Source organism: Gelidibacter salicanalis (assembly GCF_016469035.1).
Classification (GTDB): Bacteria; Bacteroidota; Bacteroidia; order Flavobacteriales; family Flavobacteriaceae; genus Gelidibacter; species Gelidibacter salicanalis_A.
On record NZ_JAEHJZ010000001.1, the window covers coordinates 160,312 to 175,024 of the forward strand.

At 36.2% G+C, this 14,713-nt stretch carries 19 protein-coding genes; 13 read left to right on the forward strand and 6 right to left on the reverse strand.

The window, feature by feature from the left end; genetic code table 11:
* Positions 1–390: 390 nt before the first annotated feature.
* From JEM65_RS00735 to JEM65_RS00755, 5 genes are all read right to left on the reverse strand, one after another.
* Positions 391–1,434 carry an NAD-dependent epimerase gene (locus JEM65_RS00735; RefSeq protein ID WP_199596630.1) on the reverse strand — a complete coding sequence of 348 codons (1,044 nt, stop codon included), beginning with the start codon at positions 1,432–1,434 and terminating at the stop codon, positions 391–393.
* Entirely contained in the window at positions 1,418–2,809 is a 1,392-nt protein-coding gene (locus tag JEM65_RS00740) for a UDP-glucose 6-dehydrogenase (RefSeq protein WP_199596631.1), read from the reverse strand. The genes JEM65_RS00735 and JEM65_RS00740 overlap by 17 nt, the downstream gene beginning before the upstream one ends.
* A 57-nt stretch (positions 2,810–2,866) precedes the next feature.
* Complete coding sequence (locus tag JEM65_RS00745) at positions 2,867–3,817, reverse strand: GDP-L-fucose synthase family protein (RefSeq protein WP_199596632.1); 951 nt, start codon at positions 3,815–3,817, stop codon at positions 2,867–2,869.
* 2 nt (positions 3,818–3,819) lie between these two features.
* A complete protein-coding gene (gene gmd / locus JEM65_RS00750) occupies positions 3,820–4,935 on the reverse strand; it encodes a GDP-mannose 4,6-dehydratase (RefSeq protein ID WP_199596633.1) in 1,116 nt (371 codons plus the stop codon).
* A 170-nt stretch (positions 4,936–5,105) separates the two neighbouring features.
* Entirely contained in the window at positions 5,106–5,567 is a 462-nt protein-coding gene (locus tag JEM65_RS00755; RefSeq protein WP_199596634.1) for a UpxY family transcription antiterminator, read from the reverse strand.
* Between the two features lie 640 nt (positions 5,568–6,207).
* On the opposite strand from JEM65_RS00755, the gene JEM65_RS00760 reads away from it, so the two are divergent.
* The 8 genes from JEM65_RS00760 (at position 6,208) to JEM65_RS00795 (ending at position 11,321) form a co-directional block, all read left to right on the forward strand.
* Positions 6,208–6,495, forward strand: coding sequence for a hypothetical protein (locus tag JEM65_RS00760; protein WP_199596681.1), 288 nt, complete (start codon positions 6,208–6,210; stop codon positions 6,493–6,495).
* A 59-nt stretch (positions 6,496–6,554) separates the two neighbouring features.
* Positions 6,555–7,679: a hypothetical protein gene (locus JEM65_RS00765; protein ID WP_199596635.1), complete on the forward strand. Its 1,125-nt coding sequence runs from the start codon at positions 6,555–6,557 to the stop codon at positions 7,677–7,679.
* Positions 7,680–7,732: 53 nt separating this feature from the next.
* Complete coding sequence (locus JEM65_RS00770) at positions 7,733–8,776, forward strand: nucleotidyltransferase family protein (RefSeq protein WP_199596636.1); 1,044 nt, start codon at positions 7,733–7,735, stop codon at positions 8,774–8,776.
* Positions 8,777–8,845: 69 nt separating this feature from the next.
* Positions 8,846–9,403 (forward strand): hypothetical protein, encoded by a 558-nt coding sequence (locus tag JEM65_RS00775; protein WP_199596637.1) that lies wholly within the window; start codon positions 8,846–8,848, stop codon positions 9,401–9,403.
* Between the two features lie 417 nt (positions 9,404–9,820).
* The gene (locus tag JEM65_RS00780; protein ID WP_199596638.1) at positions 9,821–10,210 is read left to right on the forward strand and encodes a DUF302 domain-containing protein; all 390 of its coding nucleotides are present in this window, start codon (positions 9,821–9,823) and stop codon (positions 10,208–10,210) included.
* A gap of 284 nt (positions 10,211–10,494) precedes the next feature.
* A complete protein-coding gene (locus tag JEM65_RS00785) occupies positions 10,495–10,779 on the forward strand; it encodes a rhodanese-like domain-containing protein (RefSeq protein ID WP_199596639.1) in 285 nt (94 codons plus the stop codon).
* 1 nt (position 10,780) lies between these two features.
* Positions 10,781–11,095: a rhodanese-like domain-containing protein gene (locus tag JEM65_RS00790; RefSeq protein WP_199596640.1), complete on the forward strand. Its 315-nt coding sequence runs from the start codon at positions 10,781–10,783 to the stop codon at positions 11,093–11,095.
* Positions 11,096–11,102: 7 nt separating this feature from the next.
* The gene (locus tag JEM65_RS00795; protein WP_199596641.1) at positions 11,103–11,321 is read left to right on the forward strand and encodes a hypothetical protein; all 219 of its coding nucleotides are present in this window, start codon (positions 11,103–11,105) and stop codon (positions 11,319–11,321) included.
* A gap of 379 nt (positions 11,322–11,700) precedes the next feature.
* Here the strand turns inward: JEM65_RS00795 and JEM65_RS00800 are convergent, their stop codons facing one another.
* Positions 11,701–12,003, reverse strand: a complete 303-nt coding sequence (locus tag JEM65_RS00800; protein ID WP_199596642.1) for a PIN domain-containing protein — start codon at positions 12,001–12,003, stop codon at positions 11,701–11,703.
* A 410-nt stretch (positions 12,004–12,413) separates the two neighbouring features.
* On the opposite strand from JEM65_RS00800, the gene JEM65_RS00805 reads away from it, so the two are divergent.
* The 5 genes from JEM65_RS00805 (at position 12,414) to JEM65_RS00825 (ending at position 14,631) form a co-directional block, all read left to right on the forward strand.
* The gene (locus JEM65_RS00805; protein ID WP_199596643.1) at positions 12,414–12,617 is read left to right on the forward strand and encodes a hypothetical protein; all 204 of its coding nucleotides are present in this window, start codon (positions 12,414–12,416) and stop codon (positions 12,615–12,617) included.
* Positions 12,618–12,688: 71 nt separating this feature from the next.
* Complete coding sequence (locus tag JEM65_RS00810; RefSeq protein ID WP_199596644.1) at positions 12,689–13,330, forward strand: hypothetical protein; 642 nt, start codon at positions 12,689–12,691, stop codon at positions 13,328–13,330.
* A gap of 6 nt (positions 13,331–13,336) precedes the next feature.
* Positions 13,337–13,513: a hypothetical protein gene (locus JEM65_RS00815; protein ID WP_199596645.1), complete on the forward strand. Its 177-nt coding sequence runs from the start codon at positions 13,337–13,339 to the stop codon at positions 13,511–13,513.
* Between the two features lie 234 nt (positions 13,514–13,747).
* Positions 13,748–14,146 carry a hypothetical protein gene (locus tag JEM65_RS00820; protein ID WP_199596646.1) on the forward strand — a complete coding sequence of 133 codons (399 nt, stop codon included), beginning with the start codon at positions 13,748–13,750 and terminating at the stop codon, positions 14,144–14,146.
* A 2-nt stretch (positions 14,147–14,148) separates the two neighbouring features.
* Positions 14,149–14,631: a hypothetical protein gene (locus JEM65_RS00825; protein WP_199596647.1), complete on the forward strand. Its 483-nt coding sequence runs from the start codon at positions 14,149–14,151 to the stop codon at positions 14,629–14,631.
* Positions 14,632–14,713: the final 82 nt, after the last annotated feature.

The following is a 14,713-nucleotide window of genomic DNA, read 5'->3' on the forward strand; positions in this document are numbered from 1 at the left end:
TGGGAGTGTTGACCCGCCCGAACGTTCCTTTTCGGTACGGGCAAGTTGGTAAATGGTGAAACGTAAATGGTGAAACGTAAATGGTGAAACGTAAATGGTGAAACGTGAATGGTGAAACGTGAATGGTGAAACGTGAATGGTGAAACGTGAATGGTGAATCGTTATTCGTGATTAGTTATTCTTTATACGTGAATCGTGAAAAGCTAATCGTGAGTCGTGATCCCTTGTTCGTGATTCGTGAATAGTTATTCGTAATTCGTGACTCTCTATTCTCGACCCGCCCGAACGTTCCTTTTCGGTACGGGCAGGTTCTCTATTCTCTATTCTCTATTCTCTATTCTCTATTCTCTATTCTTAATACTTAATTCTAACAGCGCAGCGGTCTTTATTCTATAGTGTATAGAACCCCTTATACCAATCCACGAAGGCCGCAATTCCTTCTTTCACTTCAGTTTTAGGTTGATAGTTAAAATCCTTTTTCAACAAGCTCACATTGGCGTACGTTTGCTTGACATCTCCAGGTTGCATGGGCATCATCTGTTTGATCGCTTTTTTATTTAATGCATCTTCAATAGCCTCTATATATTCTAATAGTTGGACTGGTTGGCTGTTACCTATATTATATAGTTTATAATGTGAGGTATTATCGGAAGTTTCTAAAAGCGTTGCCATAATTCCGGAAACAATATCGTCTATAAAGGTAAAATCACGAGAGAGATTACCATTGTTAAATACCTTTACGGGCTGATTGTTGATAATGGCATCCGTAAATAAAAACATGGCCATATCAGGTCTTCCCCAAGGTCCATAAACGGTAAAGAACCGTAAACCGATGCATTCAAAACCATATAAATGACTGTAGGCATGTGCCATCAGTTCATTCGCCTTTTTGGTGGCAGCATAAAGACTGACGGGATGATCTACATTAGCCGTTTCTTCAAAAGGAACGGCGTCACTGTTACCATAGACACTTGAACTGCTGGCGTAGACTAATTTTTTAATTTTAAAATTACGGCAGCACTCGAGAACATTTAAGAAGCCCGTTAAATTACTGTCTGCATAGGCTTCCGGGTTTTCCAACGAATAACGCACTCCTGCCTGGGCTGCTAAGTTACAGACACTATCAATTTGATGCGCTTCAAAAAGTTTTGGAAGCGCATTCCTGTCTTCCAAATTCATTTTCACAAAGATCATGTGGTCACCGTATGTAGCGCTCGATGCTTCATTGAGATCTTGATTAGCTTCTGCTTTATCAATTCCCAATTCAGACAATCGTGCCAACTTTAAGTTAACATCGTAATAATCATTAAGATTATCTATACCAATCACTGTATGGCCCAAAGCCAACAGCGATTTAGACAAATGAAATCCTATAAAGCCAGCAGCGCCGGTAACCAATATGGTTTTTGAGGTATTATTATTTTCCAATGACATACACTTGAAATCCTATAGTTTCTAATTTTTGATGATCTAAAATACCCCGTCCATCAAATACAAATGCCGGTTTTAGCATGTTGTCATAAATTTTTTGCCAGTCATAGGTTTTAAACTCATCCCATTCCGTAAGCACCGCTATGGCATGTGCGTCTTTACAGGCCTCATAAGGATCCTTAATGGACATTAAAAAACGCTCGTTCTCCTCTTCTGCCCGCGTACCTAAATAATTCAGATCACTTTCCATTTGTTGTGCAGTCACTTTAGGGTCGTAAACAGCGATAGTGGCTTGTTCGTCGATGAGCTGATCTGCTACATAAATGGCAGCTGACTCTCGGGTATCATTGGTGTCCTTTTTAAAAGCCCAACCTAAAAAGGCGATTTTCTTACCTGAAATAGTATTGTAAAGTGTTTGAATAATTTTAGAGGCAAAACGATGCTTTTGATAGTCGTTCATAATAATAACTTGTTCCCAGTAATCAGCCACTTCATTTAACCCATAAGATTTTGAAATATAGACCAAGTTTAAAATATCCTTTTGAAAACATGAACCTCCAAAACCTACAGAAGCTTTTAAAAACTTAGGTCCGATACGACTATCCTTCCCTATTGCATTTGCAACTTCGTTAACATCTGCTCCAGTTACCTCGCACAATTCTGAAAGGGCATTGATTGAAGAAACACGTTGTGCCAAAAATGCATTAGCAGTTAATTTTGACAATTCAGAAGACCACAAGTTTGTGGTCAGAATATTTTCGTCAGGTACCCAAGTTGAATAAACATCTACCAATGCTTGAATAGCCTTAAGTCCTTCTTCTGTTTGTTCGCCTCCAATAAGCACACGGTCTGGCGCCATTAAATCCTGAACAGCCGTACCCTCTGCTAAAAACTCTGGATTTGATAAAATTTGGTATTTGACTCCATTTCCGGTGTTGTCCAAGATACTTTTGATTGCTTGAGCCGTCCTTACGGGAAGCGTCGATTTTTCGACAATAATCTTATCCGTTGTAGCGACTCTGGCAATTTGTCTTGCACACAATTCAATATACTTCAAATCTGCTGCCATACCTTTTCCTTTTCCATAGGTTTTGGTTGGTGTATTCACAGAAATAAAAACCATCTCCGCAGCTTCGATAGCCCCATCTACATCTGTACTAAAAAACAGATTCCGATTTCTGGCCTCAGCAACTACGGCATCTAAGCCTGGCTCATAAATGGGTAGTTGCTCCAAATCGTCATGGTTCCAAGCTGCAATACGCGCTTCATTCAAATCGACCACTGTTACTTTAATATTCGGGTTTTTTTGGGCAATGACTGCCATAGTAGGACCTCCTACGTAACCTGCCCCGATACAGCAAATATTTGTAATTTTCATTTTATTTATTTTTTTAAACTTGTTTATCTTATTAATTTATCCTCTTAAAATATACCGCTATGAAACTTTCATACCTTTAAAAGAGTCCTGGTTTTCTAGAAACCATTGGTACGTACTGGCAATTCCTGATTTCAAATCAATTTCTGCTTGCCACCCTTCTTTTTTGAGTTTGCTTACATCCATCAACTTACGTGGCGTACCGTCCGGCTTAGAACTATCCCAAACAATATTTCCTGTGTGTCCCACAATTTCCTGGATGGTATGTGCTAATTCTTTGATAGTGACATCCACGCCAGTGCCAACATTATAGAGATTGTCTTCCAACTTATTTTCAAGCGCATATACCACCGCTTTAGCCATATCATCTACATGAAGAAATTCTCGCATAGGGGTGCCGCTGCCCCAAAGTTCTACAGAGGCATTGTCTTTCTTTGCTTCATGAAATTTACGAATCATGGCTGGCAAAACATGTGAAGATTTCAGGTCGAAATTATCGTTGGACCCGTATAAATTTGTAGGCATTAAACTTACAAAATCTTTGTTGTACTGCTTTCTAATAGCCTCACAAGCTTTAACACCAGCTATTTTTGCTATAGCATACCATTGGTTGGTAGGTTCTAAACTATCGGTCAACAAATACTCCTCCTTTAATGGTTGAGGGGCAAATTTTGGATAGATACAAGAACTGCCTAAAAATATAAATTTCCCAACTTCATGGTTGTGCGCTGCATCAATCAAATTATTTTGAATCTGAAGATTCTCCATCAAAAAAGGATAGGGATTTTCATTATTAGCCAAAATCCCACCAACTTTAGCCGCCGCATCTACTACAACTTCCGGTTTTTCAGCTATAAAAAACGCATTTACCTCTGCTTGATTGCGTAAATTGAGTTCCTTACTGCTTTTACCAATAAGATTTGTATAGCCTAAAGCATTTAATGCCCTCCACACAGCAGACCCCACCATTCCGTTGTGGCCAGCAATATATATTTTAGTCGTTTTATCCATAATTATTCAAAATAATTAAGTGTTTTATGACCACCTTCTTTTAAATAATGCTCCTTTTGCATTAATTTCACATCGCCCTTCATCATATCCTTTACCAAATCCTGTAAATCCATTTGTGGCACCCAACCCAACTTATTCTTAGCCTTAGATGCATCACCAATTAAAAGGTCAACTTCTGTTGGTCTAAAATATTTAGGATCCACATTTACGACCTCTGTTCCAATTGGCAATTGAAATTTGTCGTTATGACAAGCGGTTACGAACGCTTTTTCTTCTACACCATCACCTTTAAACTCAAGGTCCATGCCTACTTCAGCAAATGCCATTTTTATGAAGTCGCGCACGGTAGTCGTTTTACCTGTAGCAATCACCCAATCTTCTGCTTCGTCTGCCTGAAGGATCATCCACATCATTCTCACATAGTCCTTGGCGTGGCCCCAGTCTCTTTTAGCATCCAAATTTCCGAGATACACTTTATCCTGCATGCCTAACGCAATTCGAGATACTGCTCTTGTAATTTTTCGAGTCACAAAAGTTTCTCCTCTGATAGGCGATTCATGATTAAATAAAATTCCGTTGCAGGCAAATAAATTATAAGCTTCACGGTAATTGACCGTAATCCAATACGCATACATTTTAGCTACGGCATAAGGTGAACGTGGGTAAAAAGGAGTGGTTTCAGTTTGTGGTACTTCTTGAACCTTGCCATATAATTCTGAAGTAGAGGCTTGGTAAATTCTGGTTTTTTTCTCCATTCCCAATAAACGGACAGCCTCCAAAATTCTTAAGGTGCCCAAACCATCCGTATTTCCAGTATATTCTGGAATTTCGAAGGATACACTAACGTGACTCATAGCCGCTAAATTGTAAATTTCATCCGGTTGAACTTCCTTAATCAATCTTATTAAGTTTGTACTATCAGTAAGATCACCATAATGAAGGAAAAAATTACGATCTGTCTCATGTGGATCCTGATACAGATGATCTATCCTATCAGTATTAAGAAGAGACGAACGTCTTTTTACCCCATGAACTTCATAATTTTTGTTCAATAAAAACTCGGCTAGATAAGCACCATCTTGCCCCGTAATTCCCGTAATAAGTGCAATTTTTTTCATTTCAATATATATTTATAACGTTTTAAGCTAAGCCATGGCTTCGCCGTTGCCAGTCCCACCATTTAATAGAACTGCCTGATTTTTAAACATCTAAATCGCAACACGATTGCGTGTAGGTTAAGCACAAAAAGAAGCAAAAATACAACTAAATTTTAAAATCTTTAAGCATTCTAACTGATTTTCAACTTCACAACATAGCCCAATTTATGGAGCACAACCCAACATTGATTACCGGATACATATTTAACGGTCCCTTTTTTTTCTTTCATTCCAAATGCTTCTAAATCAATTTCCTGACCTACACCAATTCTTTCTGTGGATAGTATCTGCTGTTCATTTTTGGCAATGTCTTGAAGTAGCTCGACCTCATCAGTAGGTACAATTGCAGGTTTTCCCAGCCAAAACAGATACCGTAGGGCACCATTAACCACAAACACATCGGCTCGTTGCTTTTCAGGAATATTAATAAGAATCATTGAAGGCAATAAAGGCACACTGACTTTCTTTTTTCTATCGCTCCATTGGCGGACTTCAATACGGGTAGGACAACACACTATAAAGTTCATTTGAGAAAGCCGTTCTGCAACTTTAAGTTCAAACTTAGGTTTTGTAATTAAAACGTGCCAGGCCATAGAATGTGAGGGTTCTTTCTAGATTTGAGACCACAAAGTAAATCAATCCCTTTAAAATAGCCAATTAAAAGCTACAAAACTTTAAGTTTCATTATAAACCCTACGTCTTATTTTACAGGCGATTTTGCGTACAACTTACGACAGTTTTGATGGTAATATTTTATCGCGGAAAACCCCAACAATGGAACTTCTATACCGTCCTCTATACCGACTTGGTTTTTAAATTACATTAGCATCATCCTGTCACAATCCAAAACATTCTGAACACCTTTAAGATGTACCAAATCTGAGCAATTTCTTATAATAAAGGAGGCTTTTGTTAGGACACACTAAACGTGCTTAAAGAAAAATTCAGATAGCGCATTTTTGGATAACGCATTTAAAAGCAAGCTCCAATCTACAGTACAAATAATGCTCATGCAACACTTGTACTGTAATCTTACCTGAAATTAAAAAAAAACAAAAAAGAAAGTTATTGGATAATTTAATTCATTTTTTCGCACAAAAAGATGGGTAATTTAACAAAATCTGTATTTCAACGAGTAATTAACCGTTATGGCATCAAAGTTATACCAGATCAAGGAGTACTTCTACTTTCGCATCGCACAGTTAAACTTATCCCCTAAGAACCTACTTGTCCATGAATACAGAACACCATAAAGAAGTCATCAGCAGAAAAGAAGCCATGCAACGTATGGGTAAATATGCTGCCTTAACAGCTGTTGGTACTTTTTTAATTTTAAATCCTAAGACCGCTCAGGCACAGTCAATAGGCAGCAACAGAGTTCAAAATAGTAGCGCTAATAAGGGTAATAAAGATCAGGGCTTTACTAGCAATACTGGCAACGGTAACAAAGGAAATGGAAAAGGAAACGGCTACGGCCACAATAAGGGACAAGGTTATAATTCCAGTGAAATATGGAATTAATTGAGGCAAATACTTCCTGCTAATCCCAGAATATAGATAATTATAGTATATTGAGGATTATGGGAACTCCAAGATATACAGTTCAATTAGGGAGCAATTATGTTTTATGGTTTGAAAATTCCAACCAATACATTGTTGTTTCAGAAATGATAAAAGATTTGTTAGAAGTATTTTTGCTATTCCCCAGCAAATCTACTTTTATTGAGGTTTTGGTTCAGCAACAGATGTTGGAAGAGCAGGCGACATCATTTTACAAGGATATTAAACGCTTATTAGAAAACGCGAATACGAATGTTGAGCCTCCAACTACCAATAATTGTACGGCCTCCATTTCTCAACCTAATATTGTCAAACGGTATCAATTTGGCGACTATGCTCTTTCAGTCAACTACGGTTCTTCAGTAATTGAAAATTTAATCCATCCGCAATGGGCGCATGCAGCAATTAACCATAATAACGCCCCCCCTACAGCCTTCGACCTGTTTCAAGAAGAAGGTCAATTGTATCTTTTTAAAAATGGAGCATATATTGGCGACTATATAGACACAGAGTACCATTTGTTACAAGGTCAATTCTCATTTCAACTCATCAATTCAATTTATAATAAAGTGGAATCTGATTGGATTGCTACATTTCATGCCTCAACGGTGTGTAATGATCAGGAAGCCATCATGATTATTGGGGCTTCTGGCAATGGTAAAAGCACCCTATCTGCTGTCTTAATGGCGTCCGGTATCGACGTTCTGGCTGATGATTTTACGCCTTTATCAGCTAAAAACAAGGAGGTTTATCGATTTCCTTCCGGAATTTCGGTTAAGCAAGGAGCTTTCAAAATGTTGGAACTACTTTTTCCTGATTTTGAGCACTACCCATTGCACAAGAGTACCTCCAAAGATGTGAATATAAAATATATCCCTCCTATTAAAACGCTTAATGAAGGCGTCCCTCATGTACCCTGTAAAAAAATTGTGTATGTTAAGTATGATCCTAATGCAAAATCGAGCTTGCAGGAAATTACTACTGAAAAGATTTTAGAAACATTGATCCCAGAATCATGGCTGTCTCCTGTGGCATCAAACGCCGAATTATTTTTAGAATGGCTCAAAGATCTTAAGTGTTATGAGCTAATTTACTCTGATAATGCTATGGCAGTCTCAAAATTTAAGGAGTTATTTAAGGCCTAGATGCTTTCTTTCCACTCCAGTTAACTACATTTGGAATTGATTAATACAACATTTTGACGCATACTCCAACACACGCCACTTTACAACACATTGCCAACATCTTGAATTTTAAGGACAATAGAAAGCTGTTGGCAAACACATTTGATGCCTTGGCTGTAGATTGGGATACCGTAGTAATGCTTGCAAGCCAACATTTGATGTTGCCAGCGCTATATTACCAACTCAAACGCAAAGATTTACTGACCCACATTCCTCCAGACTTAGAACTTTACCTAGAAGAAATTTCTAATATCAACAGCAACAGAAACAAAATCTTATTAAAAGAAGCCCAGGAGGTCTCTGCTCTATTCAGAGAGGCAAGTATTGATCATGTCTACATTAAGGGTCTTGCGGTTATTGCCCATATAGCACCAAAAGATATTGGAGCTCGAATGGTGGGCGATTTGGATATTGTTATTGCGCCTCACCAATTACATGAAGCTTTTGAATTATTGCAGAAACACGGCTACACTGAAACAATTGAGTTTAATTATACCACGGAGAACTTCCGCCACCTCCCCAGACAAATTAATCCAAAAAAAATGGGTGCTATTGAACTCCACTCGGAAGTTTTACTCTACAAATACCGCTTTCTTATTAAAGTTACTGATCTTTTAAACAACAAGCTTTTTACAAGTGGAATACATATCCCATCAGAAGAAGACTCCATCCAAATTGGCATTTATACCACGCAAATAAATGACCACGGCCACTTGTTTGGAACTTTAAATCTTAAACCGGTCTTTGATTGCTTAGTATTTGGTCTTCAAAATAAGATATCATTTCTTCATAAGATAGCAGACGTAAAACAAGCCAATTCATTCTTGGAATTATTGAGTATCTATTTTCCGGAATTTAAACCCAACCATACGACCAAAAGCTCACAAATTATAAAGTCTTACTATTATTTTAAATTAGATAACCCAAGGCTTGGCAGGATTTCCCAAAACACAGTTTATTATTTGCATGAACTCACAGAACGCATAACATTGCTATATAATAACAAGAGTTATAGGGCTCATGTGCTTAAAAATAAATTGAGCCACAAAAGACCTTAATATTTAAAAACTTAATGTAAATACTTTGTCATATTGAAGTAAAGCATTATTTTTGACCAAAGAATTATTATGAAGAAATTACTTATTATTTTGCTCGTTACCACATTTGGTTACAATGCCCATGCACAAAGATTTGAAGAAGGTTGGCAGATTAATGCAGGATTTAATGCTGTAGGCAATCTTGGAACACAAAATCCAGTGGAAAGACTTGATGAATTTGGATTTAAAAGTCCTTTCATGATAGGCATAGAAAATAGATGGAGACAAGAGTTCTCTATAGAACAGGATATTAGTCTTAATGGTTTTAATAAAGGTGTCTATTTGAACGATGGAATTCTTACGGAGAATTTGACTTATTTCTCAACCAACACCACAGTGAAATGGTTTTTTTCCGACAACCTTTATAACTTGGAAGCGTTAGAACTTTATGTAGGTGCCGGCGTAGGCCTATTTCATATGGACGAATTAAATACTTCGGGTAATTTATCAGGAGGTATTCAATATTGGATCAATGACAATTTAGGGATACGCTTACAATCTATTGGAAAATTTGCGGTCAACCATAAAGACCGTCAATATGCTAATAACCATTGGCAACATGCGTTACAGGTTGTTTATAGATTATAATCCATTCTTTAATCAGCAGTTTTACTAGTAGTTGCTGCATCATATAATAAACAAATAAAGAGACCTTAGCATTGCTAAGGTCTCTTTGTTTACGAAATTTTGAGGTGTATTAAAGTGCCTTCAATGCCCCTATTTGTATCTGGAAGCAACTATGAATTAGTTATGGTTTACTGATGCTACAGTCAAAGGGACAGAAGAGATCATCCTGGGCTGTACAGAACTGCCTATGCTTACCGAGTATTAAGATTTTGATCATGCTACTAACGCTACACAACTTTATGGACCAATGGCCGCCGATTTTAGTGTGGGAGATCATGAGCATTAGAAGGTTTGTAGAATTCACATAAGATTAATATTTCAGATTTCGGTGGATGAAGTAAAAAGATTAATTTTAAGGAAACTAAAAAAACATAAATTATGAACTATTACTTTTCAAAAGTCCTCGACGATTCGTTTGAAGGGGCAGTAGATAAAATCACCAAAGAATTGAAAGAAGAAGGTTTTGGGATTCTTACCGAAATAGATCTAAAGGAAACTTTCAAAAAGAAATTGAATGTTAATTTCAGGAAATATAAGATCCTAGGAGCTTGTAATCCAAAATTGGCGCACCAAGCAATTTCGGCCGAAAACAAAATTGGCACGATGCTACCTTGTAATGTAATTGTACAAGAAAGAGAAGATGGTAAAATAGAAGTGTCTGCAGTAGATCCTGCGGCCTCCATGACCGCAGTAGAGAATAAGGAGCTGGAGACTATTGCCCAAGAGGTGAGGGCCAAGTTGAAGGCAATAATCGATAAACTCTCTTAGATTATTCGCTTTCTGATAGACAAAAAAAATGAAAATTAAGATTGCTTTTCTGGTTTTGTTGAATTAAAATTTCATTCCTATAAAATTTCAAAACATTTATTAACACTGCTATGTGGGGCTTGAATCCTATCATCTCTTCTTTAGAAAACCACCTTTTGCACAGTGGCAGATTCTTATGTAACACAAGTAACTGTGGGTAGAGCTCTTTAGGTTTAATTTTGCAAACATAAATCAGTAGGGTATTTCTCGCTGATTTCAAATAAATTCAATCAAGAAACAAATTTATGAATAGAGAAGAAATAATTAAAACTAGCGCAGGCACTATTGTAGATGTGCGTACACCCATGGAATTTATGGGTGGAAGTGTTTCTGACGCTGTAAATATTCCCCTTAATGAAATTCCGCATAGAATTGACGAACTTAAGGAAATGAAAGCACCGTTGATATTATGCTGTGCCACTGGAAACAGAAGTGGCCAAGCTGAGGATTTCTTAAGCCGTCAGGGCGTGATCTGTCTCAACGGTGGCTCTTGGCTCGAAGTAAACAATTTAACCTCACAAAAAGCTTAATATGATTTCGAAACTTAAGGAGTTCTTAGGAATAAAACCAGCTCCAAATTATAAGCAACTTCTAAAAGAAGGTGGCATTATTATAGACGTAAGAAGTAAGGCAGAATTCGCTGGTGGTCATATTAAAGGCTCAAAAAATATTCCCTTACAGACATTAAATGGGAACACCAATATCCTGAAAAATAAAGACACACCAATAATTACCTGTTGTGCCTCCGGTATGCGAAGCGCTTCAGCAAAAAGTCAGCTAAAATCGAAGGGATTCACACAGGTATACAACGGCGGAGGCTGGTCTTCACTTAATATCAAAATCTAATTACAAGATGTTAAACAGAATTTTTACCGGCTGGACATGGATGCGGGCGGCATATTTATGTATAGGATTGTGGATAATTGTACAAAGCGCGTTGGAAGGCGAGTGGATTGGAATCATGCTTGGTGCCTGGCCAACAGTTATGGGGTTTTTCGGTCTTGCTTGTGCGGGAGGAAATTGCAGTACGGGAGCTTGTGAAGTAAAAACTGATGCAAATCCCAAACAGTAAAACTATTATTTACATTTGAAAAATTGGTCTACATTTTCATAGGCTCGAAATCGGATGGAAAATGTTTTTTGACACCTGTAACTATCCGTTAACCAAGACCTTTTAAAAAAGGAACTAGCAATTAGCTATCAGAAGCAACATAACCTAAAAACCAAGCAAATCCTAAAACTTGCTTGGTTTTGGTACCTTTTGCAGATAGTATAAGGGACTACGGAGGGATTGAAGACGCCTCAAAACTCCGCCTTAAAATTAGTCCAAATGGAAAACGCTCAAGCAAACTTGGCAAAGAGGGGTTGAAGATCCCGTAAAGCTCCTCCCGACACTTCGAGATGAAAACACTTTAAACGAAAAAACACTCAAGTAAAATTGGCGTTTTTTCTTAAATGGGATTATAGATTGCAATAATCGAAAGGTCAGTACCGCTTAATTTATTTGATTTGAGAAGTTTACGATATTGTTGAATCGTAGGAGAATCAACATTTATTATCGTTATTGTTCCTTGAAGGTTTGCTTTTTCAATTAGGTCTATACGTCTGTCGAACTTTGCTCCACGATTTTGAGCTCTAATATTCAATTCTTCAATTACGTCAAGCGGAATAAGAAATTCTGTATTGGGAATCTCGAGCCCTAATATTCTTGGCTGTCGAAGTAAAATATTTGTGTCAAGAATTATCTTTCTCATTATCGATTTGTTTTACACTTGCTGCCAACAAACAAGATGTATAGACGCAACCAGTTGCGCCTATATTTATTATATGTCCTTATCAAACATATTACTTTTAAGAATAGGATACAATTTAACCAAAGCACTTTTTATTTTATGATGCGAGCAAAATGAAAAAAGATACTTTTCCATAAGTAACCACTACGTATGTACACACTTAACCACACAGCTAACAGTTCAACCTCTCATTATCCTTCCCAAAATCCATCGTATTACCCATAGCCATCAAACCATCCGGATTCGTCAACACAGTATTCAGCCCTGGCTCTATTGGCGAGCCGAATACTTCTTAGTTATTGGCAAATCGTCTTTTTATCCTAAATGATGTTATTCTGTTTAATTTTGTTAAATTAGGTAAAATTTTTATTATGTCCGAATTAGAAAAACAAGTCAACTTTAATTTGCTGATGATTGGTGTTAAACTAAATGCCTTCAAAGAAGTTTTATCTGATAATCAACTCGAAGTTTATAATAACTATGTCTTGGATAAAGTTAAAATTTTAGAGCCTGATATTAGGCTGTTATTATCTCCCGAACAAGCCGACGAAGTACTTCGAGGTTTTCTGGGGTAGTTTCTACCATATCAGATATAGTAGCTAATACTTTAAGTGGATTTTCCATTATTACTTTAAAATTTATATTTATGCTAACTAACAACAGCAAATTAGCTATTGCAATGAGTCAATCCTTTAGAGAGGTCTTTGATCAAGTTCTTAATGATTATATCTATCTTTTAGATCCACCTGCGCATTTTGATATGGCGATAGATAGTGTTTTAGTGGGACATTTAATGTACTATTCTGAAGGTTTCTATAAAGAAAATTTATTCGATGTGGATACCAAAAATGCTGTTCTCAACCACATTTACACTTCTAATATTAATAAAATTAAAGATGCCGTATCAGACCCATGGACTTTACTACTCGGAAATCCTCATGGTAATTTACACAGTGAAAAATTAAGAGGTTTTATCGTTCAAGATTATATAAGACTCTCAGAGGATGTGAACAAATCAAAATATATTATTCAGACCCTAATTCAGGATTCCTACGAGGAAATTGTGAGGTTTACTAATCCACTCTTTGGTAACCCCTCAAAAATGTTACCCGATCAATTTTATATTAACTGCTTTATTCATCCTTTACCCTCTTTGAATTATGACGATATTCTTTATAATGCTCGTCCAGATATGATAAAAGAGCACTCAAATATAATTTTTAATAATTTATTATCAGAGACATCCAATTTTATAGCTGGTTTTTTAAATGAAATTGATGCAAAATAAGAGGCTATGAATTCACATCAATCAAACGAACTTGTTAAAGTCTTGAATCTACAGACTGAAATTTTGAAGCGATTAAAGAATAATTTCAATTTTGTTTCAAAGCCTGAAAAGGATTTCTATCAGGAAAAATTTGATGGTCTTGATGAGCAATTAATAATTTTTCAAAAAAGCCTTGAACCTTAAATCAAGTCTTTGATATAGATATTCATCATTGTTATCAATTTTCTCCATCTCAGCAAGAAGCCTCCTTGCTTTTGGCGTATTTTGTTTTTTCAAAAACTCGCAAACAAAAAATGTTCATAGTTTGGTTTTTGGTTTTCGGAAGGATATTCTAAAACTTCTTTTGGAACCCAATTCGGCGTTGTCATCAAGGCTATTTTGTTTATATTTATCGTTATTTCCTAAAATCAACTTTGTATGAAAAAGCTATTTTTAATATTTTTTATTATCACTTTTATTTCCTGTTCCTCTGATGACAGCTCTTCAAATAACTCTCCTTATAATCCTCCAATTTGGATTCATGGGACTTGGGGTCTCGCACAAACTGATTTCTCTCCAGAAAATTCTTTTTATAGATTTACTTCCGATAATGTTTGTCAATTAATTGAAGTTTCTTCACTTTGTTGGAAGGAGTCAGTTTTAGACTTTCCGGAAATTCATTCGGGTTCAGATAGTAGTTCCGACACTATTTATGAAGCTAAGTTTGGTAGCGTTGGTGGAACTACAATTATTATGAAGTTTCAAAAAATATCTTCGTCAAAAATTCTGTGGGTAAGCAATGGTTCCACTGAAATTGAACTTGTAAAACTAAAATAATTATGTTCACACTTGAAGTTTTAGATTCTATTCTTGCATCTTTTCATAAAGAGACAGCACATAAGAAATATTTTAAATCTATAGAAATACTCCTCTATCAAAATATTCTTTTTAAGGATAAACTAACACATCTGATGATAGAAAAATCTTTGGGAAAACTTATTTCAGATAATTATGTTGTTAAGATAGCCTCCGAAACTCTAACTAAAGATTCTACAGATATATTTACTTATGAACTTACTTGGGAAGGAAATTTCTTTTTATTCCAAGGAGGTTATACAGGAGAATATCTTGAAAAGCACGAAGAGAAAAAGCGTTTACTAAAATTAGAAAATGAGCAAATTATTATCGCACGTAATACTGGCAAAATACAAAAACAGCAGGTGGTACTTTCAATAATTTTGGTCGTTCTGACGGGAGTGACGGCTGTGTATTATATTCTTGAGATTTTAAAATTTTTGGGGTACTTTCAAAAACTGAACTAAAAAAAAATAACTATAATTATTCCTACTCATCCTACAATTAATAATGTAATTGCTATTACTTATACTACTATTCCAATTGTTG